The organism is Mesorhizobium sp. WSM4844 (assembly GCF_055811775.1).
On record NZ_JBVVQB010000031.1, the window covers coordinates 19,956 to 46,248 of the forward strand.

Annotated in this window: 27 protein-coding genes; 12 read left to right on the plus strand and 15 right to left on the minus strand. The window is 63.4% G+C overall.

Going from position 1 to position 26,293, the window contains the following annotated elements:
- Positions 1–31: 31 nt before the first annotated feature.
- From AC0L2A_RS22330 to tlpA, 5 genes are all read right to left on the minus strand, one after another.
- Entirely contained in the window at positions 32–1,099 is a 1,068-nt protein-coding gene (locus AC0L2A_RS22330; protein ID WP_473610694.1) for a sn-glycerol-3-phosphate import ATP-binding protein UgpC, read from the minus strand.
- A gap of 7 nt (positions 1,100–1,106) precedes the next feature.
- Complete coding sequence (gene ugpE, locus AC0L2A_RS22335) at positions 1,107–1,955, minus strand: sn-glycerol-3-phosphate ABC transporter permease UgpE (RefSeq protein ID WP_023797226.1); 849 nt, start codon at positions 1,953–1,955, stop codon at positions 1,107–1,109.
- A gap of 8 nt (positions 1,956–1,963) precedes the next feature.
- Positions 1,964–2,848: a sn-glycerol-3-phosphate ABC transporter permease UgpA gene (gene ugpA, locus AC0L2A_RS22340; protein ID WP_473610739.1), complete on the minus strand. Its 885-nt coding sequence runs from the start codon at positions 2,846–2,848 to the stop codon at positions 1,964–1,966.
- 83 nt (positions 2,849–2,931) lie between these two features.
- Positions 2,932–4,242: a sn-glycerol-3-phosphate ABC transporter substrate-binding protein UgpB gene (ugpB, locus tag AC0L2A_RS22345; protein WP_027153376.1), complete on the minus strand. Its 1,311-nt coding sequence runs from the start codon at positions 4,240–4,242 to the stop codon at positions 2,932–2,934.
- 231 nt (positions 4,243–4,473) lie between these two features.
- Positions 4,474–5,160, minus strand: a complete 687-nt coding sequence (gene tlpA / locus AC0L2A_RS22350; RefSeq protein ID WP_287212883.1) for a thiol:disulfide interchange protein TlpA — start codon at positions 5,158–5,160, stop codon at positions 4,474–4,476.
- Positions 5,161–5,194: 34 nt separating this feature from the next.
- On the opposite strand from tlpA, the gene argH reads away from it, so the two are divergent.
- From argH to lysA, 3 genes are all read left to right on the plus strand, one after another.
- Entirely contained in the window at positions 5,195–6,595 is a 1,401-nt protein-coding gene (argH, locus tag AC0L2A_RS22355) for an argininosuccinate lyase (RefSeq protein WP_473610695.1), read from the plus strand.
- A gap of 229 nt (positions 6,596–6,824) precedes the next feature.
- Positions 6,825–7,031, plus strand: coding sequence for a hypothetical protein (locus AC0L2A_RS22360; RefSeq protein ID WP_023797221.1), 207 nt, complete (start codon positions 6,825–6,827; stop codon positions 7,029–7,031).
- A 51-nt stretch (positions 7,032–7,082) separates the two neighbouring features.
- Complete coding sequence (lysA, locus tag AC0L2A_RS22365) at positions 7,083–8,351, plus strand: diaminopimelate decarboxylase (RefSeq protein ID WP_473610697.1); 1,269 nt, start codon at positions 7,083–7,085, stop codon at positions 8,349–8,351.
- A 68-nt stretch (positions 8,352–8,419) separates the two neighbouring features.
- Here the strand turns inward: lysA and AC0L2A_RS22370 are convergent, their stop codons facing one another.
- The gene (locus AC0L2A_RS22370; protein ID WP_287054036.1) at positions 8,420–8,722 is read right to left on the minus strand and encodes an ArsR/SmtB family transcription factor; all 303 of its coding nucleotides are present in this window, start codon (positions 8,720–8,722) and stop codon (positions 8,420–8,422) included.
- A gap of 50 nt (positions 8,723–8,772) precedes the next feature.
- Here AC0L2A_RS22370 and AC0L2A_RS22375 point away from each other — a divergent pair, with 50 nt between their 5' ends.
- Together AC0L2A_RS22375 and AC0L2A_RS22380 are read left to right on the plus strand one after the other, a co-directional pair.
- Positions 8,773–9,714 carry a threonine/serine dehydratase gene (locus AC0L2A_RS22375; RefSeq protein ID WP_473610698.1) on the plus strand — a complete coding sequence of 314 codons (942 nt, stop codon included), beginning with the start codon at positions 8,773–8,775 and terminating at the stop codon, positions 9,712–9,714.
- Between the two features lie 192 nt (positions 9,715–9,906).
- Complete coding sequence (locus tag AC0L2A_RS22380) at positions 9,907–12,555, plus strand: TIGR02302 family protein (protein ID WP_473610700.1); 2,649 nt, start codon at positions 9,907–9,909, stop codon at positions 12,553–12,555.
- Between the two features lie 12 nt (positions 12,556–12,567).
- On the opposite strand, the gene AC0L2A_RS22385 is transcribed toward AC0L2A_RS22380, so the two are convergent.
- On the minus strand, positions 12,568–13,425 hold the full coding sequence (locus tag AC0L2A_RS22385; RefSeq protein WP_287296395.1) for a LysR family transcriptional regulator: 858 nt from the start codon (positions 13,423–13,425) through the stop codon (positions 12,568–12,570).
- Between the two features lie 313 nt (positions 13,426–13,738).
- On the opposite strand from AC0L2A_RS22385, the gene AC0L2A_RS22390 reads away from it, so the two are divergent.
- A complete protein-coding gene (locus AC0L2A_RS22390) occupies positions 13,739–14,689 on the plus strand; it encodes a DMT family transporter (protein ID WP_473610701.1) in 951 nt (316 codons plus the stop codon).
- A gap of 12 nt (positions 14,690–14,701) precedes the next feature.
- Here AC0L2A_RS22390 and AC0L2A_RS22395 read toward each other — a convergent pair whose 3' ends face one another.
- The 3 genes from AC0L2A_RS22395 to AC0L2A_RS22405 form a co-directional block, all read right to left on the minus strand.
- Positions 14,702–15,073 carry a response regulator gene (locus tag AC0L2A_RS22395; RefSeq protein WP_027153386.1) on the minus strand — a complete coding sequence of 124 codons (372 nt, stop codon included), beginning with the start codon at positions 15,071–15,073 and terminating at the stop codon, positions 14,702–14,704.
- A 61-nt stretch (positions 15,074–15,134) separates the two neighbouring features.
- Positions 15,135–15,677, minus strand: a complete 543-nt coding sequence (gene hpt, locus AC0L2A_RS22400; RefSeq protein WP_473610702.1) for a hypoxanthine phosphoribosyltransferase — start codon at positions 15,675–15,677, stop codon at positions 15,135–15,137.
- A gap of 27 nt (positions 15,678–15,704) precedes the next feature.
- Positions 15,705–16,352, minus strand: coding sequence for a hypothetical protein (locus tag AC0L2A_RS22405; RefSeq protein WP_473610704.1), 648 nt, complete (start codon positions 16,350–16,352; stop codon positions 15,705–15,707).
- A gap of 194 nt (positions 16,353–16,546) precedes the next feature.
- Between AC0L2A_RS22405 and ftsE the strand changes: the two genes are divergently transcribed.
- The 3 genes from ftsE (at position 16,547) to AC0L2A_RS22420 (ending at position 18,986) form a co-directional block, all read left to right on the plus strand.
- Positions 16,547–17,206, plus strand: a complete 660-nt coding sequence (ftsE, locus tag AC0L2A_RS22410) for a cell division ATP-binding protein FtsE (protein WP_023797212.1) — start codon at positions 16,547–16,549, stop codon at positions 17,204–17,206.
- Positions 17,199–18,185, plus strand: coding sequence for a cell division protein FtsX (locus AC0L2A_RS22415; protein WP_473610705.1), 987 nt, complete (start codon positions 17,199–17,201; stop codon positions 18,183–18,185). Before ftsE ends, AC0L2A_RS22415 begins: the two co-directional genes overlap by 8 nt.
- A gap of 81 nt (positions 18,186–18,266) precedes the next feature.
- On the plus strand, positions 18,267–18,986 hold the full coding sequence (locus AC0L2A_RS22420; protein ID WP_473610707.1) for a YdcF family protein: 720 nt from the start codon (positions 18,267–18,269) through the stop codon (positions 18,984–18,986).
- Positions 18,987–19,010: 24 nt separating this feature from the next.
- On the opposite strand, the gene AC0L2A_RS22425 is transcribed toward AC0L2A_RS22420, so the two are convergent.
- Positions 19,011–19,643, minus strand: a complete 633-nt coding sequence (locus tag AC0L2A_RS22425) for a pyridoxamine 5'-phosphate oxidase family protein (RefSeq protein ID WP_473610708.1) — start codon at positions 19,641–19,643, stop codon at positions 19,011–19,013.
- Between the two features lie 116 nt (positions 19,644–19,759).
- Between AC0L2A_RS22425 and AC0L2A_RS22430 the strand changes: the two genes are divergently transcribed.
- Both AC0L2A_RS22430 and AC0L2A_RS22435 read left to right on the plus strand, forming a co-directional pair.
- On the plus strand, positions 19,760–20,671 hold the full coding sequence (locus AC0L2A_RS22430; RefSeq protein WP_473610709.1) for a LysR family transcriptional regulator: 912 nt from the start codon (positions 19,760–19,762) through the stop codon (positions 20,669–20,671).
- Between the two features lie 79 nt (positions 20,672–20,750).
- Positions 20,751–21,545 carry a lysophospholipid acyltransferase family protein gene (locus AC0L2A_RS22435; protein WP_473585308.1) on the plus strand — a complete coding sequence of 265 codons (795 nt, stop codon included), beginning with the start codon at positions 20,751–20,753 and terminating at the stop codon, positions 21,543–21,545.
- A gap of 26 nt (positions 21,546–21,571) precedes the next feature.
- On the opposite strand, the gene AC0L2A_RS22440 is transcribed toward AC0L2A_RS22435, so the two are convergent.
- From AC0L2A_RS22440 to AC0L2A_RS22450, 3 genes are all read right to left on the minus strand, one after another.
- Entirely contained in the window at positions 21,572–22,189 is a 618-nt protein-coding gene (locus AC0L2A_RS22440; protein ID WP_473610711.1) for a LysE family translocator, read from the minus strand.
- A 146-nt stretch (positions 22,190–22,335) separates the two neighbouring features.
- The gene (locus tag AC0L2A_RS22445) at positions 22,336–23,283 is read right to left on the minus strand and encodes an aldo/keto reductase (protein WP_473610712.1); all 948 of its coding nucleotides are present in this window, start codon (positions 23,281–23,283) and stop codon (positions 22,336–22,338) included.
- A gap of 166 nt (positions 23,284–23,449) precedes the next feature.
- The gene (locus AC0L2A_RS22450) at positions 23,450–24,418 is read right to left on the minus strand and encodes a GlxA family transcriptional regulator (RefSeq protein WP_473515398.1); all 969 of its coding nucleotides are present in this window, start codon (positions 24,416–24,418) and stop codon (positions 23,450–23,452) included.
- Positions 24,419–24,588: 170 nt separating this feature from the next.
- On the opposite strand from AC0L2A_RS22450, the gene AC0L2A_RS22455 reads away from it, so the two are divergent.
- A complete protein-coding gene (locus tag AC0L2A_RS22455; protein ID WP_473610713.1) occupies positions 24,589–25,569 on the plus strand; it encodes a quinone oxidoreductase family protein in 981 nt (326 codons plus the stop codon).
- 85 nt (positions 25,570–25,654) lie between these two features.
- Here the strand turns inward: AC0L2A_RS22455 and AC0L2A_RS22460 are convergent, their stop codons facing one another.
- Positions 25,655–26,230, minus strand: a complete 576-nt coding sequence (locus AC0L2A_RS22460) for a gamma-glutamylcyclotransferase (protein WP_473610715.1) — start codon at positions 26,228–26,230, stop codon at positions 25,655–25,657.
- Positions 26,231–26,293: the final 63 nt, after the last annotated feature.

Sequence of the window (26,293 nt, forward strand, 5' to 3'; positions counted from 1 at the left end):
GTAGCGCGCCGATCAGGCCGACAGGCCGGCTTCAATCGACCCGCTTGCCGGCCTGATCGAACCAGTGCAGCTTTTCGGCAATGGCCACGACACGCAACTGGTCGCCGGGCTTTGCGGTGGCGCGCCCTGAGACGCGCACGATGATACGGCTGCCGGCTGCGGCGCAGTGAAGAAAGCTTTCGGCCCCGACCGGCTCGACGGCTTCGACTGTCGCCGGCAGGACGAGCGCACCGGGCAGCGCCTCCGCATTGAAGGTGACGTCGGCATCTTCAGGGCGAAACCCCAGCGTCACGGCTTGTGTTCCGGGAGCCGCAAAGCCGATTGCGGTTCCGTCAGCCAGCATCGGGCCTGAGGAACTTCCGGTCAGCGCCAGAAGATTCATCGGCGGCGCGCCGATGAAGGAAGCGACGAAGATCGACGCCGGCTTTTCGTAGATGTCGAGCGGCGCGCCCGTTTGCTCGACCAGCCCGGCGTTCATGACAACAAGGATGTCGGCCAGCGTCATCGCCTCGAGCTGGTCGTGAGTAACATAGACCGAGGTGACGCCGAGCGTGCGCTGCAGGTTCTTGATCTCGACCCGCATCTGCCCGCGCAATTTGGCATCGAGATTGCTGAGCGGCTCGTCGAACAGGAAGACTTTCGGATTGCGCACGATGGCGCGGCCCATGGCGACACGCTGGCGCTGGCCGCCGGAAAGTTCGCGCGGCCGCCGGTCGAGCAGCGCCGAAAGCTCCAGCACCTTGGCGGTCGAACGCACCCTGCTGTCGATCTCGTCCTTCGGCGTGCCGCGATTGCGCAGGCCATAGGCCATGTTGTCATAGACTTTCATATGCGGGTAAAGCGCGTAGTTCTGGAACACCATGGCGATGTCGCGCTCGGTCGGGCCGATGGCGTTGACCACCTTGCCGTCGATGGCGACTGTGCCGGCGGAAATGGTCTCCAAACCGGCGATCATCCTCAGCAGCGTGGACTTGCCGCAGCCGGATGGGCCGACCAGCACGCAAAGCTCCTTGTCGGGAATGGCGATGGAGACGCCCTTCACGGCTTCGACGCCGCTCGGATAGACCTTCTTCACGTCCTTCAGATCGACGGTCGCCATCAGCTTCTCACTTTTCGGATTCGACCAGGCCGCGCACGAACCAGCGTTGCATCAGCACCACCACCAGGATCGGCGGCACGATGGCCAGCATCGCGGTGACCATGACCAGGTGCCATTCGGTATCGGCATCGGCAAAGGAAACCATCTTTCTCAACGCGATGACGATGGTGTTCATGTCGTTGCTGTTGGTGACCAGCAGCGGCCAAAGATACTGCGTCCAGCCATAGATGAAGAGGATCACGAACAGCGCCGCAATATTGGTGCGCGACAATGGCAACAGGATATCGAAGAAGAAGCGCCATGGCCCGGCGCCGTCGACGCGCGCCGCCTCGACCAATTCGCCCGGTATGGTCATGAAGAACTGGCGGAACAGCAGCGTCGCGGTGGCCGAGGCGATCAGCGGGATGATCAGGCCGGCATAAGTGTCGATCATGCCGAGATCGACCATCACCTTGTAGGTCGGCAGGATGCGCACTTCCACCGGAAGCATCAAGGTGATGAAGATCAGCCAGAAGAAGGTCATGCGCAGGGGAAAGCGGAAGAACACGATCGCATAGGCCGACAGGATCGAGATGCAGATCTTTCCCACCGCAACGCCGAGCGCCATGATCGTGGTGTTGAGGAGCAGTTGGCCGACGCTGACACCGCCGATGCGGCCAATGCCGCCGAACAGCGCCTCGCTGTAGTTGTTCCAGAGCTGGCCGCCGGGCAAGAGCGGCAGCGGCGGCCTGAGGATGGTTTGCAGCGTGTGCGTCGAGGCAACGAACGTGTAGTAGATCGGGAAAGCCACGATCAATATGCCGAGGATAAGCACGGCATGGGCGATGAAAGTGCGGAGCGGGGACTGGCCGATCATCGCTGCCCTCAGCCGTAGTGGACTTTGCGTTCCACGTAGCGGAACTGGATGGCGGTGAGCGCAATGACGATCGCCATCAGGATGACCGACTGCGCCGCCGAGTCGCCCAGGATCAGATTGACGAAGCCGTCATTGTAGACCTTGTAGACCAGCGTCTCGGTCGCCTTGCCCGGCCCGCCGCCGGTGACGGCATGAACGATGCCGAACGTGTCGAACAGGGCATAGACGGTGTTGACGACCAGCAGGAAAAAGGTGGTCGGCGCGAGCAGCGGGAAGACGATGGTCCAGAAGCGCTTGGTCTCGCCGGCGCCGTCCATGGCCGCCGCCTCGATCAGCGTTTTCGGCACTGCCTGCAGACCGGCGACGAAGAACAGGAAATTGTAGCTGATCTGCTTCCAGGCAGCCGCCGACACCAGCAGGATCATGGCGTGGGCGCCGTTGAGCAGCGGATCCCATGCGATGCCGAGGCTTCTCAGCAAATAGGCCAACGAGCCGATCGAAGGATTGAACAGAAACAGCCACAGCATGCCGGCAATCGCCGGCGCCACGGCATAAGGCCATATCAACAGCGTGCGGTAGAGGCCTTTGCCGCGCACCGCCTTCTCGGCCATGACCGCAAGCAAAAGGGCCACGCACATCGCGACGATCGCGGTCGCAAGCGAGAACACCACGGTGACCTTGATCGAATTGAGGTAGGCCGGATCGGCCAGCACCTTGCGGAAATTGGCAAACCAGACAAACCTGGTCCTCAGCCCGAACGGATCCTGTCTGAGCATCGACTGGTAAAGCGCCTGACCGGCCGGCCAGTAGAAGAAAACCAGTGTTATGGCGAGTTGTGGCGCCACCAGCAGGTAGGGCAGGATCTTGTTGGGAAAGACGACGCGGGGAGACAGGCTGATTTCCTTCGCTATCTCGGGGACGCCCACGCGAACTCGCGTGGGCGATATTCAAACAGACACCAACCGAGATAAACTCGTCAGTTCTCCAGCGCTTCCTTGATTGCGGCGTTGCCGCGCGTAACCGCGTTGTCAAGCGCCTGCTGAGCGGTTTGCTGGCCGGCCAGCATCTTCTCGAACTCCTCGTTCTGGATATCGCGCACCTGCGGCAGGTTCGGCAGGCGCACGCCCTTCGAGTTGTCGGTCGGCGCCTTGCCAGTCATTTGCAGGATGGGTGTCTCACGGCCGGGGTTCTTGTCATAGAAGCCCGATTTCTTGGTCGCCTCGTAGGCAGCAAGCGTCACCGGCAGGTATCCTGACTTCTGGTGCAGATATTCCTGCACATCGGTCTTGGACAAATAGGCGAAGAACGCCGCAACGCCCTTGTATTGCTCGTCCGACTTGGCGCCGAACACCCACAGGCTGGCGCCGCCCGGCGTGGTGTTCTGCGGTGCGCCCTTGGCGTCGCTGTCGTAGGGAAGCTGGCCGATGCCGTAGTTCATGCCGGACTTGACGATGTCGCCGAGGCCGCCCGACGATTCGGTGAAGATGCCGCATTCGCCGGCGAGGAAGATCTGCTTGGCTTCGGAGGTGCGCCCGCCATATTTGAAGGTGCCGTCCTTGGCGAGATCCGCGAGCGCCTGGAAGTGGTTGACAAAAATCGGCGCGTTGATCTTGAGTTCGACATCGCCGCCGGCCAGGCCGTTCTGCTGGGTCGCCCACGACACATCGTTCCACGCCGCGAAATTCTCCAGATGGATCCAGGTCAGCCAGGTCGAGGTATAGCCACAAGGGGCGGCGCCGCTCGTCTTGATCTTCTTGGCGGCTTCCCACACCTCGTTCCAGGTCTTCGGCGGGTTGTTCACGTCGAGGCCGGCCTTCTGGAAGATATCCTTGTTGTAGTAAAGGATCGGCGAGGAGGAGTTGTAGGGGAAGGACAGCATGGTGCCGTCCGGCTTCGAATAATAGCCGACGATACCGGGCAGATACTGGCTCTTGTCGAAGGTCATCCCGGCACCGGTCATCACCTCGGCAACCGGCTTGATCGCACCCTCGGCCGCCATCATCACGCCGGTGCCGACGTCGAACACCTGGAGGATGTCGGGCGCCTGGCCAGCGCGGAAAGCGGCGATGCCGGCGTTCAGCGTCTCCGGATAGGTGCCCTTGAACACCGGAACCAGTTCATAGTCGCTCTGGCTGGCGTTGAAATCCTTGGAGATCTTGCCGACGACCTCGGCGTTGGCGCCGGTCATGGCGTGCCACCAGCTGATCTGCGTGACGGCGAAGGCGGAGGTGGTGGAAAGCAGGGTCAAGGTGGCGGCGACACCGGCCGCGAAGCCGAAGAACTTCATGTTTCATCTCCCGTTTGTCATTGGCGAAAGGGGCACTCTCGCAAAGCCAATATGTGCCGCCCATGACAATTGGACAACGGTTTTGTTGCGGACCGATGAACTTGATTTCCATTTAAAGTAGCGCACGCTTCCGAATAGGAGCCGGTGGAAAGGAATTGCCAAGCCGGCTTACGAACAAACCGGCAATAGTCGCCGGCGCCTAAAAGCGCGTCGCACTTTGCGCGACATGCATTAGTCCGACTTGCCGAGGGCCGTCTCGACCAGCCGCCTGGCGTCGGGGCTCGACCATTCGGCCGGGCCGTTCATGTGGGCAATCAGGCAGCCTTCCGAGTCGATCAGCATGGTGACCGGCAGGCCGAGCGCCAGGCCGCGTGTCTTGAGATCGTTGAACAGCGCCATCGTCGAATCACGGTAGTAGCCGAGCGCCTTAACGCCGGTCTCCTCGAGGAACTTCTTCGGTTTGGCGTCGTCGCCGGCATCGACATTGACGGCGACGACCTCGAAGGCGTCGCTGCCCATTTCGTTCTGCAGCGCGTCGAGCGCCGGCATTTCGGCGCGGCAAGGCGCGCACCATGTCGCCCACAGATTGAGCAGCACCGTCTTGCCGGCATGGTCGGCGAGCGTCATCGGCTTGCCGTCGGGGCTGTTGAAGGCAAGGCCCTTCAGCGATTGCGGCGGATCGGCCGGCAAAAGTGCTGCAACCTGGCCGGTGGCAGCCGCCGCGACAGTCTTGGCGCGGTCGGCCTTGGCGGCGCAGGCGACATCGTCCTTGCTGTCGCCAACCGCGACTTGAGCGGGGGCGTTGTTGCCAGAACCGCTTTCGCTGACATATACCGCGACCGCGCCGGCCAGCACGCCTGCCACCAAAGCGGCGAGGATGAGGCGCGGGGCCGGGAAAAATCGATTGCCGTCTGCCATTTTTTAAAACTGCTCCGGAGCACGGGTTATAGCGATGAGCGACAAGAAGGCCAGCAACCAGATGTGGGGCGGACGTTTTGCCTCGGGTCCGGCCGCGATCATGGAAGCGATCAACGCGTCGATCTCGTTCGACCGCAAACTCTACGCGCAGGATATCAGAGGCTCGATCGCCCACAGCGAGATGCTGGCGCAAACCGGCATTATTTCGGCGGCCGACCAAGAAAAAATCGCTCACGGGCTGAACACGATCCTGGCAGAAATCGAAGCCGGCACGTTCGAGTTCTCGACCAGGCTGGAAGACATCCACATGAATGTCGAGGCCCGCCTTGCCGAGCTGATCGGCCCGGCTGCCGGCCGCCTGCATACCGCCCGTTCGCGCAACGACCAGGTGGCGGTCGATCTCAGGCTATGGGTCAAGGACGAGTGCTTTCGCGTCGCCGAGGCGCTGAAGGGCCTGATCACGGCGTTCCTGGAGCGGGCCGAGGAGCATGCGGCAACGGTAATGCCGGGCTTCACCCACATGCAGGCGGCGCAGCCGGTGACCTTCGGCCATCACTGCATGGCATATGTCGAGATGTTCTCGCGCGACCTGTCGCGTGTTCGCGACGCGATCGAACGGATGGACGAAAGCCCGCTCGGTGCGGCCGCGCTTGCCGGCACCAGCTTTCCGATCGACCGGCACCAGACGGCCAGGGCGCTCGGCTTCCGTGAGCCGATGCGCAATTCCCTCGACAGCGTTTCGGACCGCGATTTCGCGCTCGAGTTTTTGGGGCTGGCGGCGATCTGCGCGACGCATCTGTCGCGGCTGGCCGAAGAAATCATCATCTGGTCGACGCCGCAATTCGGCTTCGTCAGGCTGTCGGACTCATTCTCCACCGGCTCCTCGATCATGCCGCAGAAGAAGAACCCCGACGCCGCCGAACTGGTGCGCGGCAAGACCGGCCGCGTCACCGGCCATCTGGTCGGCCTGCTGACTGTCATGAAGGGCATGCCGCTGACCTACGGCAAGGACATGCAGGAAGACAAGGAATCCGTGTTCGACGCCGCCGAGACGCTCGACCTGATGCTGGCGGCGATGACCGGCATGGTGCGCGACATGATGGTGAATGCCGCTGCCATGAAGAAGGCCGCCGGGTCAGGCTATGCGACCGCGACCGATCTCGCCGACTGGCTGGTGCGCAGCCTTGGCTTGCCGTTCCGCGAGGCGCACCACGTCACCGGCCGCGCTGTGGCGCTGGCCGAAGCAAGGAAGATCGGGCTCGACAGGCTGCCGCTGGAAGACTTGCAGTCCATTCACCCCGGCATCACGGCGGACGTGTTTTCGGTGCTTGCCGTGCAGAACTCGGTGAAGAGCCGCACTAGCTTCGGCGGCACCGCGCCGTCGGAAGTGAGGAAGCAGATTCGCTACTGGAAAAAGCACATTGCGAGGGCGTGATGCTCGTGCGGTGAATCCGAAATTCGCATCACGTTGGAGCAGCGCGGCGAGCGAATTTCGGATTCAAAAGCCGCACGAGTAATTCTATGAATTCTAGTGTGGTTTTTGGATTTGAAGTTCCTCAACGCGAATGCCGTCAATGCCAGGAACTTCAAATCCACCACACTAGGTGCATTGCCGGAAAAACTCGGCTAAAAGCGGCGGGCAAAAGTTTCGGACGGATGGATCGATGACCGCAAGCAGGATTTTGGTGACGCTGACGCTGCTGGCGGCGCTGGCAACCGTAACGGCCTGCGGCAGGAAAGCCGGGCTCGACACGCCCTATGAGGCGGCCGTGCAGGCGCGCAAGGACGCACAAAAGGCCGAGCAGCCCGTGCCGCCGGAGCCGGAAAAACCTGTCGAGGACAAGAAGTTCATTCTCGATCCGTTGATCTAGAGCCGATGAGACGGCCGATCTCGTCGTGCTCCAACTTCCGGAACCACTCTCGTGAACCATTTCGACTACCGCGACGGCCTGCTGCATGCCGAGGACGTGGCGATATCAGAGATCGCCGCAAGCGTCGGCACGCCGTTCTATTGCTATTCGACGGCGACGCTGACCAGGCATTTCCGCGTGTTTGCGCAGGCCTTTGCCGGGCTCGACGCGCTGGTCTGCTACGCCATGAAGGCGAATTCCAACCAGGCTGTGCTAAAAATCCTGGCAAAACTCGGCGCCGGCGCCGACGTGGTCTCGGAAGGCGAATTGCGCCGCGCGCTGGCCGCCGGCATTCCGGCCAGCACGATCCTGTTTTCCGGCGTCGGCAAGACCGCGCGCGAAATGGATCTTGCACTCTCGGCCGGCATTTTGTGCTTCAACGTCGAATCCGAGCCGGAACTGGAATTGCTGTCAGCCCGCGCCGCGGCGCTGGGCAAGGTGGCGCCGATCTCGCTGCGCATCAATCCGGATGTCGACGCCAAGACCCACAAGAAGATCTCCACCGGCAGGGCCGAGAACAAGTTCGGCATTCCCTGGCAGAAGGCGCGAAAGGTCTATGCCCGCGCAGCCGAGCTGCCTGGCATCAAGGTCACCGGCATCGACACTCATATCGGCAGCCAGATCACCGAATTGCAGCCCTTCGACGACGCCTTTGCGCTGCTGGTGGAGTTGGTCGGCGTGCTGCGCGCCGACGGGCACGCCATCGAGCATATCGACCTCGGCGGCGGCCTCGGCATTCCCTACCGCGTCGACAACAGCCCGCCTCCCCTGCCGGACGCTTATGCTCAGATCGTCAAGAAGCACGTCGCCAGGCTCGGGCTGAAGGTGATGTTCGAGCCGGGCCGGCTTATCGTCGGCAATGCCGGCATCCTGGTCTCCCAGGTGATCTTCGTGAAGGAGGGCGACGCCAAGAATTTCCTGGTCGTCGACGCCGCGATGAACGATCTGATCCGGCCGACGCTCTATGATGCCTTCCATGACATCAAGCCGGTGGTGCAGCAGCCGGCCGCGGCGCCGCGCATGACGGTCGACGTGGTTGGCCCGGTCTGCGAGACCGGCGATTATCTCGGCCTCGACCGCGATCTGCCGCGGCTGAAGGCCGGCGACCTGATCGCCGTCGCCACCGCCGGCGCCTATGGCGCGGTGCAGGCCGGCACCTACAACACCAGGCCGCTGGTGCCTGAAGTGCTGGTCGACGGCGACCGTTTCCATGTCGTGCGCCGGCGCCAGACCTATGACGAGCTGATCGGCCTGGATTCCCTACCTGATTGGCTGGAATAGACCCATGATCCCGAAAAACGGCGGTTTCGGAAAAGATCATGGTCAACAAGAATGGATCGTCTGCAGTGCTACAGCCGGTGCTGAATCAGCGCCCTGGTCTCGGCGATCCTGCCCTCGTCGCGGCGATAGAACGTCCACTGCTTGATACGCTTGCTGCGCAGAAGGCCGGCCTGGGTCAGCACCCGCATATGCTCGCTGAGCGTCGCCTGGGTGATGCCAAGCTTTTCCGCGATCAGCAGCGCGCAGACGCCGTCCTCGACCAGATCGCCATCGGTCTGCGGCGGAAAATGCGCGCGCGGATCCTTCAGCCAATCGAGGATTTGCAGCCTGCGCTCGTTGGCGATCGCCTTGAAGACATCAATCTCTTGCATTTAGCCATTTTGCTAAGTTACTAAGTGATGTCAACCCTTGGGAGCAGACCATGCTGAACGGCAATAGCATCACCCGCGAACGCATCGCCGCAATGGAGCCGCGCATCCGGCCCTTCGTGCGCCACACGCCGGTGCTGCGCGTCGACATGGCCGATTTCGGCCGCCCGCCTCTTGGCGTCGACCTGAAGCTCGAATGCCTGCAGCATTCCGGCTCGTTCAAGGCGCGCGGCGCCTTCACCAATCTTCTCGAGCGGCCGGTTCCCGAGGCTGGCGTCGTCGCGGCATCGGGCGGCAATCATGGTGCCGCGGTCGCCTACGCCGCCATGCGGCTTGGCCACAAGGCAACCATCTTCGTTCCCGAAGTCAGCCCGCCGGCCAAGCTGGAACGCATCCGCGGCTATGGCGCCGAGCTGGTCGTCGGTGGCGCACGCTATGCCGAAGCGCTGGCCGCCAGCGAAGACTTTGCCGAAAGGTCCGGCGCGCTGCAGATCCATGCGTTCAACCAGGAGGAAACGCTGATCGGGCAAGGCACGCTCGGCCTTGAGATCGAGACCGACCTGCCTGAACTCGACACGCTGCTGGTCGCCGTAGGCGGCGGCGGCCTGATCGGCGGCATCGCCGCCTGGTTTGCCGGCCGCATCAGGATCATCGCCGTCGAGCCGGAGGGCGCGCCGACGCTTCATCGCGCCTTCGAGGCCGGCCGGCCCGTCGATGCGCCGACTGAGGGCATCGCCGCCGATTCGCTGGCGCCGAAGCGCGTCGGCGAAATGATGTTTCCGATCGCCGAGGCCTTCGTCGAGCGTTCCATACTGGTCAGCGACGACGAGATCATCGCCGCGCAGACGGCGCTTTGGGACCGGGTGCGAATCATCTCCGAGCCGGGCGGCGCCGCGGCCTTCGCGGCGCTCCTGTCGGGCCGCTACGCGGCGGCTGCGGGCGAGCGTGTCGCCGTGCTGGTCTGCGGTGCAAACGCCGATCCGGCTAGATTCTGACGATAGCGGGGGGCAGTCCTGTTCACGTTTTAGGGAACTGCCTCGCCTTCGCCGTGTTTCTTGGTATGTTTGGAGCGACGTGCATCTAAGACTTTGAGTCCTTCGCATCCGATTTTCGGGGCGCATCCGATTTTCGGGCCGGTGCGATAGATTTGTGAGGTTCGGGTTATCCCGCCCGAACAGGAAGGGCCGATGACGCAACGACCCACCTTAACCAGCGATCGCAGCCTGGCCGGGCGCCTTGCCGTGAGCCGGCTGGCGACGCGGGTCTCGATGACTGTCGAGCGCGGCTGGCCGTTGCTGCTGCCGCTCGTCATCGTCGCCAGCCTGTTCCTCAGCGTCTCGTGGCTCGGCCTCTTCCTTTTGCTGCCCGACATGGCGCGCATCGGTGTTGTGGCTGTGTTCGCCATCGCAGCCCTTGTCGCGCTCTATCCCCTGCGTTTCTTCCGGGTGCCGTCCAGTGCCGAGATCGATCGACGCATCGAGGCGGCCAACTTATTGCTGCACAGCCCGGTGCTGGTGCAGACGGACCGGCCGAGCGGCAGGGAGAGCATTTTTTCGCAAGCGCTGTGGCGCGAGCACCAGAAACGCATGGCCGAAAAACTTGGCAACCTCGGTGGCGACCTGCCACGCACCCGGGTGCCGGAGCGCGACCCGTGGGGGCTGCGCGCCGTGGCGGCGCTTGTGTTGGTCACGGCTTTCGCCTTCTCGTTCGGACCGTCGGGCGGCCGCATCGCGGACGGGTTCAGTGCCCACGCGGCGCGCGACGCCGTGCCGCCGCGCATCGACGCCTGGGTGACACCGCCGGCCTACACCGGCAGGGCACCGGTCTTCCTCACTTCCCCAGCCCTCGCCAACCCGGCCCTTGCCAGCAATGCCAATCAGGCTGCGTCCACCTTCACCGTTCCGGAGGGCAGCGATGTGTCGCTGCGCGTCACCGGCGGCTCGGGCGAGGAAACGCTGAGCTATGCCGACGCCGACGGCAACGACCGCACCATCGAGCCGGCCGGGCAGCAGGCCGACGCGGCCAAGCCGGCGGCGGCAACGCCCTCCACGGCAACGCCCTCCACGGTGCGCCAGTTCACCGGAAAGCTGACGGCCAACGGCACGCTGACGCTGAACTCGGGCGGCGACGAACTCGGCAGCTGGGCCTTCGCGGTGATCCCGGACAAGCCGCCACAAATCAGTTTCGTCGGCGAGCCTAAACGCGCCGTCAACGGCTCCTTCGAACTCAACTACCAGATCGACGACGACTATGGCGCGGCCTCCGCCAAGGCGGATTTCGTATTGGCCGACCCACCGGCGCCCAATGCGCATCCGCTCTATGGCCCGCCCGAAATGCCGCTGACACTGCCGCGCCGCGGCGTCAAGGGGAATGCCGCCAAGACCACGAAGGACCTGACCGAGCATGTCTGGGCCGGCGGCGACATCAAGCTCAGGCTTGTCGCCACCGACGATGCCGGCCATACCGCAACCAGCGAAACCAGGACCCTGGTGATGCCGGAGCGGCCATTCTCCAATCCGCTGGCCAGGGCCGTGATCGAGCAGCGCCGCGCGCTGGCGCTCGACGCCAACGCCAAGAGCCGCGTGCTCGACCTGATGGATGCGATCACGCTCAGGCCCGAAGACACGTTCGATAATATGGCGCACTACGTCGCCATCATGAGCGCCCGCACCCGGCTGAAGATGGCCGACAGCGACGACAAATTGCGCGACGAGGTCGCCTATCTCTGGGAGATCGCGCTCGGCATCGAGGAAGGCAATCTTTCGGACGCCGAGCGGCGGCTGCGCCAGGCGCAGCAGGCGTTGCAGGACGCGATCAAGAACGGCGCCAGCGACGAGGAAATCGACAAGGCGATGAAGGAACTGCGCGAGGCGATGAACCAGTTCCTGCAGGAATTCGCCCAGCGTGCGCAGCAGAATCCGAACGCGCCGCAGATGCAGCAGAACGGTCAGGAGCTGCGCCAGAGTGATATCGAACGGATGATGGACCAGATCGAGAATCTGGCGAAGTCCGGCGATCGCGACAGCGCGCAGCAATTGCTTTCGCAACTGCAGGACATGATGAACAACCTGCAGGCCGGACGTCAGCAGCAGGGCGGCCAGCAGAACAGCGAAATGCGCCAGCAGATGGACAAGCTCGGCGAGATCATGCGGCGCCAGCAGGAGATGATGAACGAAACCTTCCGCATGGACCAGATGCAGCGCGGCCAACAACAGCGTGGGCAGAACCGAGACGAGCAGCTCGGCGAGAACGGCGAGCAGGGCCAAATGGGCGAACAGGGCGAGCAGCCCGGCCCAGGCGAAGACCGCGATCCGCTCGGCCGGCCGAAGCCGATGACGCCGGAGGAATTCGCCGACGCGCTGAAGCAGTTGCAGGAAGGCCAGGGCAAACTGCAAAGTGAGCTCGACCAGTTGAGAAAGGGTCTGGAAGGCATGGGGCTCGAGCCCAATGAGGGATTTGGCGAGGCCGGCAAATCCATGGGCGATGCCGAACAGGCGCTTGGCGACAGCGATGGCGATCAGGCGGTCGGTCACCAGGGCCGCGCGCTGGAAGCGTTGCGCAAGGGCGCCAAGGACATGATGAAGCAATTGCAGGCCATGCAGGGCGACGAGGGCGAAGGCCAGCGCGGCGGCCGCCAGCAGAATGCCGACCGCGATCCGCTCGGCCGGCCACGCGCCACCGAGGGTCCAGATTTCGGCGATTCGGTGAAGGTGCCGGACGAGATCGACGTGCAGCGCGCCCGCCAGATCCTCGACGCGATCCGCAAGCGGCTCGGCAACGCGCTCAGCCCCGACATCGAGCGCAGCTATCTGGAGCGGCTGCTGGAGCTGAAGTAAAGCCGGCCTGCTCTAACGGTTGGTGAACGCCTCGCGGATCGCCTCTTCCATGCTGGCGATGGCCTCGCCGGAAGCATTCGGATTGCGCCGCAGCACCACGTTCGAGGAATCGATGTCGCCGAATCCGTCGGCGGCGGTAAGCTCGCGGCAGCCGGCGGGGATGTTGCTGCGCGAGATCGGCGCAATCGCCAGCCCGGAGGTGACGGCAAGCCGCAGGCCGCCATTGGTATCGCTGGTATAGGCGACACGATAGGCGAGACCACGCTGTTCCAGCGACTTGATCGCAAAATCCTTGCACCAGCCGGCGCGGTTGTAGAGCGCGATCGGCACCGGCCGCTCCTCATGCATGTGATGCAGCTCCGACGTCACCCACACGGTCGGATCATGCATCAGCACTTCACCGCCGGAGAGGTCCTGCCATTCGAACACCACCGCCAGATCGAGCTCGCCGGCGGCGAGCGCCGCGATCTGCGCACCGGAATGGGCGTAGCGGACGGTGATGTCGACCTGAGGATGGCGCTTGGCAAAGGCGCCGAGAGCGCGCGACAGGATCGCGTGGCCATATTCCTCCGGAATGCCGATGCGCACCGGTCCGCCAAGCGGCGCCGCGACCATCGATGCCGCCGTCTCGTCCAGCAGCGACACGATGCGGCGGGCGTTGACGATGAGTTCGCCGCCGCGGCGCGTCAGCGCCACACCCCGCGAGCCGCGCTCGAACAGGCTGTCGCCGACCATATCTTCGAGCTTCTTCATCTGCATCGAAACCGCCGACTGGGTACGGCCGGCCTGCACCGCAGCCTTGGTGAAATTGCCGGCGTCGGCGACCGCGACGAAGGTGCGCAGCAGATCGCTGTCGAGCGTGGGCTTCATTTGTCCGCCATAAGAAAATCTGATTGCTGGCATCATTCCAATTCGTTTGCAACATGTCAAACGGCGGATAATAGTCGCTTCACCCATTGGATATGCGGCTGCGAAATCGGCTGCGGACCAAAAAAGTCCTCACTCGTACCCGCTGCCCGAAATGGTGGCGGGTTCTTTTTGATGCGGGTCGCCCAAAAGCATCTCCTCGGGCCTGACCCTGGGCCTGACCCCGAGGGTGCGAAGCGGTTTTGGGCGATATGCATAAAACAAAGTTACGCGGGCCCGGCTCTCGGGCCGCGCACGCAAGGAGCCGTCGAACGACATGCAGAACCGGATCGTCCTCGGCATGGCAAGCCTTTGCCTCGGCGTTCTGGTGTTCTCGCTCCAGGATCCGCTGATCAAGGCCGTATCGGGCACCTATCCGGTGACCGAGGTGATGGCGATCCGCTCGATCGTCGCCCTGCCCATTCTTCTCGTGCTGGTTCATGCCGATGTCGGGCTCAGGGCGATCTTTTCGAAGCGGTTTCGCATGCTGACGACGCGCGCCTTGATCCTGTTCACCTCCTACACGCTCTACTACCTGGCGATCGCCGCCCTGCCGCTTGCCGACGCGGTGGCGCTCTATTTCATGGCACCGCTGTTCATCATTGCGCTTGCCGGCCCCTATCTCGGCGAACGGGTAGCGGGGCAGACGCTGGTCACCGTCATGGTCGGCATGCTCGGCGTGCTGGTGATGCTGCGACCCGGTGCCGGGCTGTTGGACTGGGCGGCGCTGCTGTCGCTGGCCTCGGCGGTGCTGTACGGTTTTTCGCAGTTGATGGTCCGCAAGCTCGGCGACACCGAATCGTCCACGGTCATGGCGTTCTATCAAAACGGCGTCTATCTCCTGGGCGCTGCAGCGGTCGCCGGGCTGTTCTGGCTGGCAGGAATAGCTCATGCCACGCATCCGAGCCTCGAATTCCTGGTCAGGCCATGGATCTGGCCGACGTCAATCGACTTCCTGACGATGGCCGCCTGCGGCGTCGTGGCTTCGGCCGGGATGATCCTGTTGTCGCAGGCCTACCGGCTGGCGCCGGCCAACGGCGTCGCCACCTTCGAATACACCGGCATCATCTGGTCGCCGCTGTGGGGCTTCCTGTTCTTTGCCGAAGTGCCGCGATCGACCACCGTCATCGGCGCCGCCCTCATCATAGGCGCCGGTCTGTTCGCGCTCAACGCCAGCCGGCGCCGGAACAGCGCGCCGGCAATCGCAGCGACCTGCGATCCGGCCTGACTGCGCGGAATCTTAAGCGAAACAGGCGAGCGCCTGTTCGACGCGCGCGCGGATTTCGGCCAGCGTGAACGGCTTCTGCACGACGTCCACAATGACGCCGTTCAATTCCTCGGCGCGCTCGCGCTGGTCGGCATAGCCGGTCATCAGCAAGATCTTCATCGCCGGGAAAAGCGATGCAGCCGCCTTGGCCATTTGGATGCCGTCCATCTCCGGCATCCGGATATCCGAGACGACAAGGTCGTAGCCGCCACGTGCAGCGCGGATCAGGGCAAGCCCCTGCGCGCCGTCGGCGGCGATGTCGATCATATGCCCGGCGCGTTCGAGCGCGCGAGCGGCGAGGGTGCGGACGGATTCATCGTCCTCAACGATCAGGAGCTTTGCCATAGCCGAATGTTGGCGTGGAAAAGTTGACTTTTCCTGAACCGCAACCGCATCGAAGATGAATCTAGGCGTCGCCCTTTACGACGCCCACAAACGGCAGTTCGCGAAAGGCGTGGGCCACATCCATGCCGTAGCCGACGACGAAATAGTCGGGGCAGTCGAAGCCGACATAGTCGGCGTTGAGCGTGGTCTGGCGGCGCATGCGCTTGTCGAGCAGCACGGCGATGGCGCAGCTTTTGGCGCCGCGCGACAGCATCAGGTCGCGGGTGAAGGACAGCGTCTTGCCGGATTCGAGGATGTCGTCGATCAACAGCACGTCTCGGCCGGCGACCTCATTGTCGATGTCGCGCAGCACCCTCACCTCGCCGCTGGTGGTGCCGGCGCCGTAGCTGGAGATGAAGATGAACTCGACCTCCGGCGACAGGCCGACATCGTGCATGGCGCGGATGAGGTCGGCGGCGAAGATGAACGATCCCTTCAGCACCGAAATCACCAGAAGGTCGTGATAGTCGTGCCCGGCGATCTCCTTGGCGAGCTCCAGATTGCGGCGGGCGATCGCCGACGCCGAAAACAGGACCTCGATATTCTTGCCGCGCACGATTGGCATTGGCTGCCCTTGCAGAAATGATCGCCGCTAATTGGCGAAGCTGACCGAGACGGTCTTGACCCCGTTTCTAGGCACGTCGAGCCGGCTGGAAAAGCCAAATCTTTCGCCGGGCGCCAGCGAACGGTTAAATGTCGCCAGCCTATAACGGGTTGTGCGCCTGTCATTGCCGGTGACCCGGACTTCCAGCGGTGGCAATGGCGACGGGCTGGCGCCGTCATTCGCGGCCTCGCCACCGACGAACAGGACAGGTTGCGGCCCGGACGCATCGATACGCGACGTAACGCCTGAAATGGTCAGGGCAGCGCCCGCTTGTCGCGCCGCCAGAAGAAGCGGCGTCTGGCTCACCAGTGCGTGCCCGCCCGAGATCCAGAAGGCTGCAAACGCGGCACTGAGGCCGGCGATCCAGAAGATCGGCCCGCCGCGCGACGCCCGCAGCCGTTCCATCGCCGCTACCGGCTTGCGCAGCATGTCCATGCCTTTGATCGATGGCGTGGTGATCACGCGCAAAAGCGGCGGTGAAACGCCCGTGCTGGCGGGTAAACGCGGCAGCACCTCGTAGTCGGCGTCGACGATGTCACCAGGCGGATCACGCATGATGCGTTCCGGCGCAGGATTTGCGGCCGTATCGGTCATGATTTCGCCGGAAACCGGGCGCGCGGTTCGATCGTCAGCCATCGCGGCCCCAGCGCTTCGCACTTGTTTGCTCTTCGTTTCTTATGCGTAAACGGAAATGGTTAACGTTTCCCCCGGAAACCCCTTGTGACACGCCCAAAAAACCCCAAAATTAACCGCCGGTTAACCATGCCGGCCGATGGTCTTTTCCCAGAGAAGGCTGCCTCGTCGCCGCCGCAAGTTTCAGGTCGTCGAACGTGATCCGCTTCGAAAATGTCGGCCTCCGATATGGCATGGGTCCGGAAATCCTCCGCGACATTTCCTTGCACATACCGGAGCGCTCCTTCCAGTTCCTGAGCGGCCCTTCGGGCGCCGGCAAGACGACGCTGCTGCGGCTTTTGTTCATGTCGCTCAAGCCGACGCGTGGGCTGATCACCATCTTCGGCAAAGACCGCTCGCGCATCTCGCGCGCCGAGCTGCCGCATCTGCGGCGGCGCATCGGCGTGGTGTTCCAGGACTTTCGCCTGCTCGACCACATGACGACCTATGAGAATGTGGCCTTGCCGTTGCGCGTGCGCGGGCGCGAGGAGGCCAGCTACCGCACCGATGTGACCGAGCTCTTGAAATGGGTCGGCCTTGGCGAGCGCATGCATGTGCTGCCGCCGGTGCTGTCGGGTGGCGAGAAGCAGCGCGCCGCAATCGCCAGGGCGCTGATCGAGCAGCCCGAAATCCTGCTCGCCGATGAGCCGACCGGCAATGTCGATCCGCCGCTGGCGCGACGCCTGTTGCGGCTGTTCATCGAACTCAACCGGCTGGGCACCGCCGTGGTGATCGCAACGCACGACCTCGGCCTGATGGAACAGGTCGACGCACGCCGCATGATCCTGTCCGGCGGAAGGCTGGATATCTATGACTGATCTTTCCGCTCGCCATGTCGAAGACCAACACGCTGATAGGGCTGGGACGCAGCGCGTTCAGCGCAAGATGGCGCCGATCGTGCCGGCCCAGAACATCGCCGGCCGGGCGCTGGTCCTGGTGATCGCCATCATGACGTTCCTCTCCTGCCTGACCTTCGGCGCGGTGACGCTGGTGCGCGACACCGCCTCGGTCTGGGAGAACCAGATCTCACGCGAGGCGACGATCCAGATCAAGCCGATGGACGGCCTCGACATCGAGGCAGCCCTTGCCCAGGCCTCGCAGATCGCCGGCGAATTTCCTGGCGTGAAGAGCGCCAGGATCGTCGACCGCGATGCCACGGCGCGGCTTTTGGAACCCTGGCTGGGTTCGGGTCTCAACATCGACGAGCTGCCGGTGCCGCGTCTGATCATCGTCACCATAGACGAGACCAACCCGCCCGATTTCGCCGCAATGCGCGCCGCGATCACGCCGAAACTGCCCAGTGCCTCGCTTGACGACCATCGCACCTGGGTCGACCGGCTGGTCGCCATGGCCCGCACCACCGTGACCATCGGCATCGCCGTGTTGGCGCTGATGCTGGCGGCAACCGTGCTGACCGTGGTGTTCGCGACGCGCGGCGCCATGGCCGGCAACGGCCACATCATCGAGGTGCTGCATTTCGTCGGCGCCGAAGCGCGCTTTATCGCGCGCGAATTCCGCCACCACTTTCTCGTCACCGGCATGAAGGGCGCCGCCGCCGGGGGTGCGGCGGCGGTGTTCGTCTTCATCGTCTTCTCGTGGTGGTCGTCGCGAAACATGGCGACGCCGCAGGCCGATCAGGCGACCGCCCTGTTCGGCAATTTCGCCATCGGTTCGGCGGGCTATCTCGGCGTTGTTCTCATGGTGCTGGTCATCGGTGCGCTGACGGCGGCAACCTCCCATGTCACCGTCGTCACCTATCTCAGCGACATCGATGTCCGCCAGCCGGACGCAGTGTGATCACGGATAGAGAATTAGCGTAACGAAATTTGTGCTTTCCGACCTACTAAACGCCGTATTTCGGAGTTAACGATAAGGACGATGGACGCGCGCGACTCGACCGGAATGGCTGGACAGTTGCCCTTGGTGATCACGCGTTCAAGCGAGCGCGTCAAGCCCGGCCGATTGGCGAGCGCGCTGCGCATCTCAGTTTTCTTTCTGCTCGTGCTGGCAACGTTGTTTGCCGGCGGCTTTGGCTGGTTCGCCAGCACCGTCAGCCGTCTCGCGACGCCCGCCAATCCGGCAAGGGCCGATGCCATCATCGTGCTGACCGGCGGCCATTCGCGTCTCGACGCGGCCATGGGCCTGCTGGCGTCCGGCAAGGGCGAGCGGCTGCTGATCAGTGGCGTGCATCCTTCCGCCAGCCGCCGCCAGCTTCAGGTCGCGACCCGCGGCGACAAGGAATTGTTTTCCTGCTGCGTCGACATCGACCGTGCCGCGCTCGACACGATCGGCAATGCCGAGGAAAGTGCCAAGTGGGTGGAAGACCACGCCTATGGCACCGTGATCCTCGTCACCAACAACTATCACATGCCGCGCAGCCTGCTGGAAATGGGCCGGCTGCTGCACAAGGCCAAGCTCGAGCCCTATCCGGTGGTCAACAGCAATCTTGGCAATGGCGGCTGGCTGACCAAGCCGAGAGCCTTGCGCGTGCTGTTCACCGAATACAACAAATATCTGCTGGCGCTGGCGCGCGGCATCGTGCCGGTCAAGCCAACGCCAACCGGCATCGCGCTGGCCGAGGCTGTTGCGCCGAACTGAGCCGATCTGGAACCGGCAGCGCTATCATTCCTTGAGCGTGGCGCTTGAGATGCTGCGCAGCCGCGCGATCTCGTGTTCGAGACGTTCGATACGCTTGTCCCGCTCGGCCAGCGCCGCCGCCACATCGGCTGCTTCGAAACGCTGTGGGATGTGCTGCGGGCAATTGGAATCCCAGGCCGAAACCGTGAACAGGATGATCTGCTCCGGGCGCGCCTTGTAGCCTTCCGGCATCAGCTTCGCCATCAGTTCGGCGTCCTGCTCGACGACCCGCGCGCTGCCCCAGATCTTGATGCGCTGCCGATGCGCATATTCGATCAGGAACAGGAAAGCGCGCGGGTTGTCGTCCAGATTGCCCTGGGTGATGAATTGCCTGTTGCCGGAGAAATCGACGAAGCCGATCGTCCGCTCGTCAAGCACCTTGAGGAAGCCGGGCGGCCCGCCGCGATGCTGGATGTAGGGCTGGCCCTCACCATTGGCCGTCGACAGGAAGACGCTGGTCTGCGCCTCGATGAAGGCGGCGAGATCGGGCGTGATATCAGCTTGCCAGCTGCCGCGCTGTTCGACGCGGGCATAGGCCTCGCGTGAGCCTTTGCGGGCCTGGATCGCCTTGACGGTTGGCGTAAAGGCGACATCGCTGGTGAAGACGTGAGCATTCATGGAAGGCCTCCTTTGAAGCAGAACTGCGAACCAGAGCCAGCGAAGAGATAATTCCTTCCATCTTCCGGATGCAGATGGCATTAATGCAAACAAACCTTCCAATTTCCGGGAGAAGTATGGATCGCCTCGGGGCCATGTCACTTTTCGTTGCCGCGGTGGAGGCCGGCAGCCTTTCGGCCGCCGGGCGCCGTTTCGGCATCCCGCTTGCAACGGTCAGCCGCAAGGTCTCCGACCTGGAGCGGCATCTGAAGACGCGTCTTCTGAACCGCTCGACGCGGCAGCTGACGCTGACCGACGCAGGTCACGCCTACCTCGCTGCCTGCCATCGCATTCTCGACGAGGTCGGCGAGGCCGAGCGGACCGCCGCCGGCGAATACAGCGCGCCGACGGGTGAACTGATCATCACCGCACCGATCGTCTTTGGCCGCCTGCATGTGCTGCCGGTCGTCACCGGCTTTCTCGCTGCCTACCCCGACGTGGCTATTCGGCTGATGCTTGCGGACCGGATAACCCAGTTGACCGAGGAGCACATCGATCTCGCCATCCGCATCGGCCAGCTTCCCGACTCCAGCCTGGTGGCCATCCGCATCGGCTCGATTCGGCGCGTTGTTTGCGCGAGCCCGGCCTATCTGGCCAAGCACGGCACGCCGCGGACGCCGAAAGACCTCGCGGCACACGACTGCGTCACCTTCGAGGGACTCACCGCTCCCGCCGCATGGACTTTTGCCACGGGCAAGACCGAACTCACCGTTCCGATCCGCTCACGGCTTCGGGTCAACACCGCGGAAGCGGCGATCGATGCCGCGATTGCCGGCATCGGGTTGACGAGGGTGCTTTCCTACCAGATCGCAGCTGCAGTGCGGTCGGGCACCCTCCGCACCGTGCTGGAGGCATTCGAGCCGCAGCCATGGCCGGTCAGCCTCGTGCATGCCGGCCAGGGTCTGCTGCCGGTGAAACTGCGTGCGTTCCTCGATTTCGCCGCCCCACGCCTGAAGAAACGGCTGCTGCAAGAGACGTGGCAGGCCTGATGAACGGGCCATCGCACCGTTTCCTTTTTGCCCGCGCTTGGTGTAACCAACGCACACCTCCTCATCGGGCTCTTCCTGCATGCTTTATGTCCGCTCGCTGGCGTTCAACTTCGTCTTCTACGTCAATCTGATCGTCCAGATGATCCTCTGGACCCCGTACTATTTCCTGTCGCCGCGCCACCGTGCCTGGTTCGTGCCGAAATTCTGGTCACACACCAGCATGTGGCTCTATGACAAGATCGCCGGCACCAAAAGTGAGATCACCGGCCAGGAAAACCTGCCCGAGGGTTCCTTCATCCTGGCGCCGAAGCACCAGTCCTTCTGGGACGCGATCGCCTTTTTCCCGTTCCTGCAGGATCCGATCTACATCCTCAAGCGGGAACTGACCTGGATCCCGTTCTTCGGCTGGTACATCCTGAAAATGCGGATGATCCCGGTCGACCGCGGCAGCCGCTCGAAGGCGCTGAAAGCGGTGGTCGCCGCGACCAGGCAGGAACTGGCGCGCAATCCCCGCCAGCTGATCATCTATCCCGAGGGCACGCGCCGGGCGCCGGGCGACGAGCCGGCCTATAAATACGGCATCGTCGAGCTCTATATCCAGCTTGGCATTCCGGTGGTGCCGGTCGCCCATGTCGCCGGCCTCTACTGGCCGCGGCGCAAATTCCTGCGCTATCCCGGCACGATCAAGGCCCGCTTCCTGCCGCCGATCCCGGCGGGTTTGGGCAAGGAAGAATTCATGGAACGGCTGATCGGCGAGACGGAAGCCGCCTGCGACCAGCTGCTCATCGAGGCGTCCCAGGCGCCAAACCCGCCGCCAATGCCGCCGACGGCGGTAAAGCGGCTGGGGGAACTTGGCTCCGATACCCCGACCTGAACCATCTAAGCTTGCGGCACTGTCCCCTAGGGAATCACAGCCAGCGCCGTGGTCAACACCAGTGTTGCCGCGAACGTCAGATTGATGATCCGCGAGGCCAGCGGCTTGCGCAGGAAGCGCGCAAACGCTGCCCCGGCAAGAAGCCGCAGGACATGGATGGCGACGATCATCGAAGCGAGGACCGCCAGCCTGAGCCCTGCATCGAGCTCACCGGCGGACGACGTGCCATCAAATACGGCGGCAATCGCCACATAGGCTTGCGGGTTGGCGACGGCCAAAAGAAACCCGCCGAGGAATGTGGGACGCGCCGCCCCGCCGCTACGCGCGGCCAGAGGCGGGGCCGTTGCTATCTTGAAGGCGAGGTAGAGGATGTAGGCTGCGGATGCCACCGCCAGGAGCGGTGTGAGCGTCGGCACAGAGGCGAGCATGGTCGTAATGCCCGTCGCCACGACCAAAAGCACGGCGACCGTACCAAGAATGATGCCCGAGGCATAGCGGAGCGAATCGCGCAGGCCGAAGGCGGCGCCGACGGCGGTGACGCTTATCGTCGCCGGCCCCGGACTGCCCATCACGACCGCCGATGCCAGCACAAGCGCGAGCAATTGCTGCCATAGTTCCGGATGGGAAAAGACCTGTTCGGCCATCTGTATACCAGTATCCAGGCGCGATGCCGGCAATGGTATGGCAGGGCACAGCAGGCGTCTTGAACGCTCGTGCAGGGAGCGTTCCGGCGCGGGCCGCGCCCGGTTCTTGGCTGCTGTTTGATCAAGCCACCGCTTCGCGCTGGCGTCTAAGCAGTCGCGCTGTCGAGCTCGACGATATCGTCCGGACCGAACTCCAATGATGCGGCGCGGACGAGGCTGTCTACCTGATCCAATGTCGTGGCGCTGGCGATCGGCGCGGTGACGCCGGGCCGCGCAATCACCCAGGCGAGCGCCACTTCCGCCGGCTTAGCCGCGTGACGTGCCGACACGGCGTCGAGTGCCGCCAGGATGCGCATGCCGCGCGTGTTGAGATAGTTCTTCACGTCGTCGCCACGCGCGCTTTTGCCGAGATCGGCCTGGCTGCGGTACTTGCCGCTCAAAAACCCCTTGGCGAGGCTGAAATAGGTGATGACGCCGATATCCTCGGCCATGCACAGATCGCGCAGCGGCCCATCGAAGGAGGCGCGATCGTAGAGATTGTATTCCGGCTGCAGCACCGAATAGCGCGGCAGGCCCCGCAAGCTTGCCACGTCGAGCGCGGCGCGCAACTGGCCAGCATCGAGATTGGAGGCGCCGACGTGGCGGATCTTGCCCTTGTCGAGCAGCTTCTGGTAGGCGCCGAGCGTTTCCTCGTAGGGGGTGGTCGGGTCCGGCCAGTGCGACAGATAGAGATCGACGACATCGGTCTGCAGCCGCTTCAGCGACGCATCGATGGCCTTTTCGATATAGGCCGCGGAGAGGTCTTTCCTGCCCTGCCCCATGTCCGACCCGACCTTGGTGATCACCACAACCTTGTCGCGATTGCCGCGGCTTTTCATCCATTTGCCGATGATCGTTTCGGATTCGCCGCCCTTGTTGCCGGGAACCCAGCGCGAATAGGCATCGGCGGTGTCGATGGCGTTGAGGCCGGCGCCGACGAACCGGTCGAGCAGGTCGAAAGAGGTTTTCTCGTCGGCGGTCCAGCCGAAGACGTTGCCACCCAGAACCAGCGGCGCGATGGACAGGTCGGTTTGACCGAGACGACGTTTCTGCAAGACTGATCTCCGTGAGGATGGGAAGGATCGGGGCGAAAAGCCCTCGCTTACCTAGGTCTCACTCGCGCCGAGGTCAAAGGCCTGGCCGTTCTTTCCGACGGACCAGTGCTTCACAAGGGCGCGATCCAGGGGCGCGATCCGCCGCGCTCCACATTCCAGCCGATGCCTACTGGCTCTGGCGCCGGTATTCACCAGGCGGCAGTCCGACCACGCGGTTGAAAAGCCGGCTGAATGACGCCGTATCCCGGTATCCGACCTGGTAACATATTTCCGAGATACCGAGCTTGGTGCTTTCAAGAAGCGCCTTCGCGGCCTCAAGGCGCCGGTCCTGGATCCATCGGCCGGGAGTGGTGTGCAATTCATCGGAAAACCGGCGCGCAAGCGTTCGCGGCGACAGACCGAGCTGCGCACCAAGGAAGGCAAGGTCGAGCGCTCCGAGCTGTTTTCTGGACAACGTTTCGAGCCGGTCGCGGAACGGCTCTTGCGAAGGCAGCAGATCGGTGAGCGGGAACTCGTAGGGTGTCTGGATCTGCCGCGACGGCGGCAGCACCAGCAACTTGCGAACCAGGCCCTCCTCCCTGGCGAAGCCAAGATCCCGCAGAAGCGCCTTGCCGAGCTCCAGGCCTGAAAAACCGCCGCCGCAAGTATAAATCCGTCCGTCCCCGATCAGCACACGTGAAGCGTCCCAACGCACCTTCGGAAAGCGGCGCTGGGCATCGGTCTTCAGCCACCAGGAGATCGTCGCGCGCTTTCGGTCAAGAAGACCGGCGTCTGCCAAGAAGTAACCGGCCCCGCAATGCGCGGCGATAATGGCGCCGTCGCGTTGCGCCCTTGCGATAAGCGGCGCGGCGTGGCGGCTCTCTTCCTCCAGCGCGGCAACAAGCTCCGGGACTTGCATGCCGGGCATGGCCAGCAGAATCAGCAGGTCCATGCGCTGCGAGGGTTCGCGTCTGGTGTGAAAGGAGATTCCACGCGTCGTCGTGGCGTCGGCCTGCCGTGCCACGAATTCGAAGGAAATCGCCGGCGCGCCGCGAATGGTGTTCACCAGCTCGAACATTTCGACAAGCGTCGCGGCGACAGCCGAATAGAACGTCGACGGCAGCCAGATCACGGCGTGAACGGGACGATTGTCCAAGATGGCTCCTTTGAACAGCTATGGCAAGTTTAGCACATAGATTGTCAAATCTGCCAATTCCGATTTTTTGCCAGCAGCCTTAGGTTCCGCGACGCCGATGCAAACACCGGTGCCTGCGATCTGGCCGCGTCCAGGTTGCATGGCCAGATCGCCCTTTATTGGAGACCACCATGAAAGCAGTTGTATTTGACGCAATCGGCTCGCCGCAGGACGTGCTCTATCTCGGCGAGGTGCCCATGCCGCGAATCGGCGACGGTCGGGTGCTGCTCAGGATGGTCTCCGCCTCGATCAACCCTGGCGACTTTCTGTTCATCCAGAACCTCTATCCGGAACCGAAGAAGCCGCATTTCCCCCGCCAGATCGCCGGAAACCATGGCGCCGGCATTGTCGAGGCCGTGGGTGCGAACGTCGCCTTGAAACCGGGCACGCTTGTCGCATTCAGCTACTACAACAGCTGGGCCGAATATGCGGCCGTTCCGGCCGAATGGCTGATCCCGCTGCCCGCCGGCTATCCGGTCGAACGCGCCGGGCAGATGGTGAACCCCATCACCGCCTGGGACCTGCTGGCGGATTCCCGTGTGCAGCCTGGACAGTGGCTGGCCGTCACGGCCGGCTATTCATCGGTTTCGACGATTGTGATGCAGTTCGCCCAACGGCGCGGCATCAACGTGATTGCGCTCGTGCGACGATCTCGCGACAGGCTGGACCTGAAGCGGCTTGGTGCCACCGCCATCCTCGATCTGTCGGGTTTGAAGGTCGGCATCAGGGAAGCGGTCATGGACATGACCGACGGCGCCGGGCTGAACGGGATCATCGACAATGTCGGCGGACCCGTCAGTGGCGAGTTGATCCGCACCCTCGCGATGGGCGGACAGATGATCATCAATGGCGGCATGAGCACCGAGCGTTTCGAACTGCACAATTTCGACGTGCTGCTGAGCGGCGTCGAGATCAGGGCAAATATCTACCGCTACTTCTTTTCGCCGCCTGTCGAAGCCGACCGGCCAGTGTTGCGTGAGATTGTCGACACCTTCGGCCAACCCGATTTCCATGTCCCTGTCGGCGGCATCCATCCGCTGGCGGAGTTCGAGCTCGCCGTGACATCCAGCCTGGATCGCGCCGATCTCGGAAAGCAGATTTTCAGGATGTAACCCGGACCATGATCCCGAACCGAAGGTTCAGCGACGCAAAAGTTGGAACCGGTTTTCGAGATCATGGTCAAACAACGAAAGAAGATCACGACCCAATCCGTTTCGCCACCTCCTCCAGCCAATGGTCGCGGATCCCCAGCGCCTCGAGGTGCTCCAGCGTGCTGGACACGTAGTCCTCATTCTTTCCCGACTGGCCGACGGCGCCGCGAACGACGCTCGCCGCATCGGCCGCATCGAGCGCACCGGCATATTGCTCGTGGGTACGGTCGACGACATAGGCGACAGCCTCGACCGTCTCGCCTCCGTCCGTCTCGCCGCCATTCTCGCCCCAACCCTTGTCGGCCTCACGCGTGCCCCCCTTGTCAAGGCGAATGCTAAGCATGCGCTCGAGATAGACATTGGTGACCAGTTCGCGCTCGCGCAGATAGGTGATGACCTCGTTGCGCAGATCGCCGGGGACGCGGAAAGCCAGCCCGATGCAGGAGCCGCCACGGTCGAGGCCGAGCACCAGGCCGGGCCGTTCGCGCGTGCCGCGATGCACGAAGGAGTAGACGCACAGCGAGCGGCGATAGCCATGGAGGCGGGCGCGCCGCGTCTCGACATGCGCAAATCCCGGCCGCCAGATCAGCGAGCCGTAGCCAAAAACCCAAAAATCGCCCATATCGCCAAGCCTGGTTGCAGCACCGCACTGGAATCGGTGTTTTTTTCAATCCGTCTCCGTCTA

Excerpts from the sequence above, each read along its gene's own strand:
- AC0L2A_RS22330 (WP_473610694.1), bottom strand. The coding sequence starts at position 1,099 with ATGGCGACCGTCGATCTGAAGGACGTGAAGAAGGTCTATCCGAGCGGC.
- ugpE (WP_023797226.1), bottom strand. The coding sequence starts at position 1,955 with ATGATCGGCCAGTCCCCGCTCCGCACTTTCATCGCCCATGCCGTGCTT.
- ugpB (WP_027153376.1), bottom strand. The coding sequence starts at position 4,242 with ATGAAGTTCTTCGGCTTCGCGGCCGGTGTCGCCGCCACCTTGACCCTG.
- tlpA (WP_287212883.1), bottom strand. The coding sequence starts at position 5,160 with ATGGCAGACGGCAATCGATTTTTCCCGGCCCCGCGCCTCATCCTCGCC.
- argH (WP_473610695.1), top strand. The coding sequence starts at position 5,195 with ATGAGCGACAAGAAGGCCAGCAACCAGATGTGGGGCGGACGTTTTGCC.
- AC0L2A_RS22360 (WP_023797221.1), top strand. The coding sequence starts at position 6,825 with ATGACCGCAAGCAGGATTTTGGTGACGCTGACGCTGCTGGCGGCGCTG.
- AC0L2A_RS22370 (WP_287054036.1), bottom strand. The coding sequence starts at position 8,722 with ATGCAAGAGATTGATGTCTTCAAGGCGATCGCCAACGAGCGCAGGCTG.
- AC0L2A_RS22375 (WP_473610698.1), top strand. The coding sequence starts at position 8,773 with ATGCTGAACGGCAATAGCATCACCCGCGAACGCATCGCCGCAATGGAG.
- AC0L2A_RS22380 (WP_473610700.1), top strand. The coding sequence starts at position 9,907 with ATGACGCAACGACCCACCTTAACCAGCGATCGCAGCCTGGCCGGGCGC.
- AC0L2A_RS22385 (WP_287296395.1), bottom strand. The coding sequence starts at position 13,425 with ATGAAGCCCACGCTCGACAGCGATCTGCTGCGCACCTTCGTCGCGGTC.
- AC0L2A_RS22390 (WP_473610701.1), top strand. The coding sequence starts at position 13,739 with ATGCAGAACCGGATCGTCCTCGGCATGGCAAGCCTTTGCCTCGGCGTT.
- AC0L2A_RS22395 (WP_027153386.1), bottom strand. The coding sequence starts at position 15,073 with ATGGCAAAGCTCCTGATCGTTGAGGACGATGAATCCGTCCGCACCCTC.
- hpt (WP_473610702.1), bottom strand. The coding sequence starts at position 15,677 with ATGCCAATCGTGCGCGGCAAGAATATCGAGGTCCTGTTTTCGGCGTCG.
- AC0L2A_RS22405 (WP_473610704.1), bottom strand. The coding sequence starts at position 16,352 with ATGGCTGACGATCGAACCGCGCGCCCGGTTTCCGGCGAAATCATGACC.
- AC0L2A_RS22415 (WP_473610705.1), top strand. The coding sequence starts at position 17,199 with ATGACTGATCTTTCCGCTCGCCATGTCGAAGACCAACACGCTGATAGG.
- AC0L2A_RS22420 (WP_473610707.1), top strand. The coding sequence starts at position 18,267 with ATGGACGCGCGCGACTCGACCGGAATGGCTGGACAGTTGCCCTTGGTG.
- AC0L2A_RS22425 (WP_473610708.1), bottom strand. The coding sequence starts at position 19,643 with ATGAATGCTCACGTCTTCACCAGCGATGTCGCCTTTACGCCAACCGTC.
- AC0L2A_RS22430 (WP_473610709.1), top strand. The coding sequence starts at position 19,760 with ATGGATCGCCTCGGGGCCATGTCACTTTTCGTTGCCGCGGTGGAGGCC.
- AC0L2A_RS22435 (WP_473585308.1), top strand. The coding sequence starts at position 20,751 with ATGCTTTATGTCCGCTCGCTGGCGTTCAACTTCGTCTTCTACGTCAAT.
- AC0L2A_RS22440 (WP_473610711.1), bottom strand. The coding sequence starts at position 22,189 with ATGGCCGAACAGGTCTTTTCCCATCCGGAACTATGGCAGCAATTGCTC.
- AC0L2A_RS22455 (WP_473610713.1), top strand. The coding sequence starts at position 24,589 with ATGAAAGCAGTTGTATTTGACGCAATCGGCTCGCCGCAGGACGTGCTC.
- AC0L2A_RS22460 (WP_473610715.1), bottom strand. The coding sequence starts at position 26,230 with ATGGGCGATTTTTGGGTTTTTGGCTACGGCTCGCTGATCTGGCGGCCG.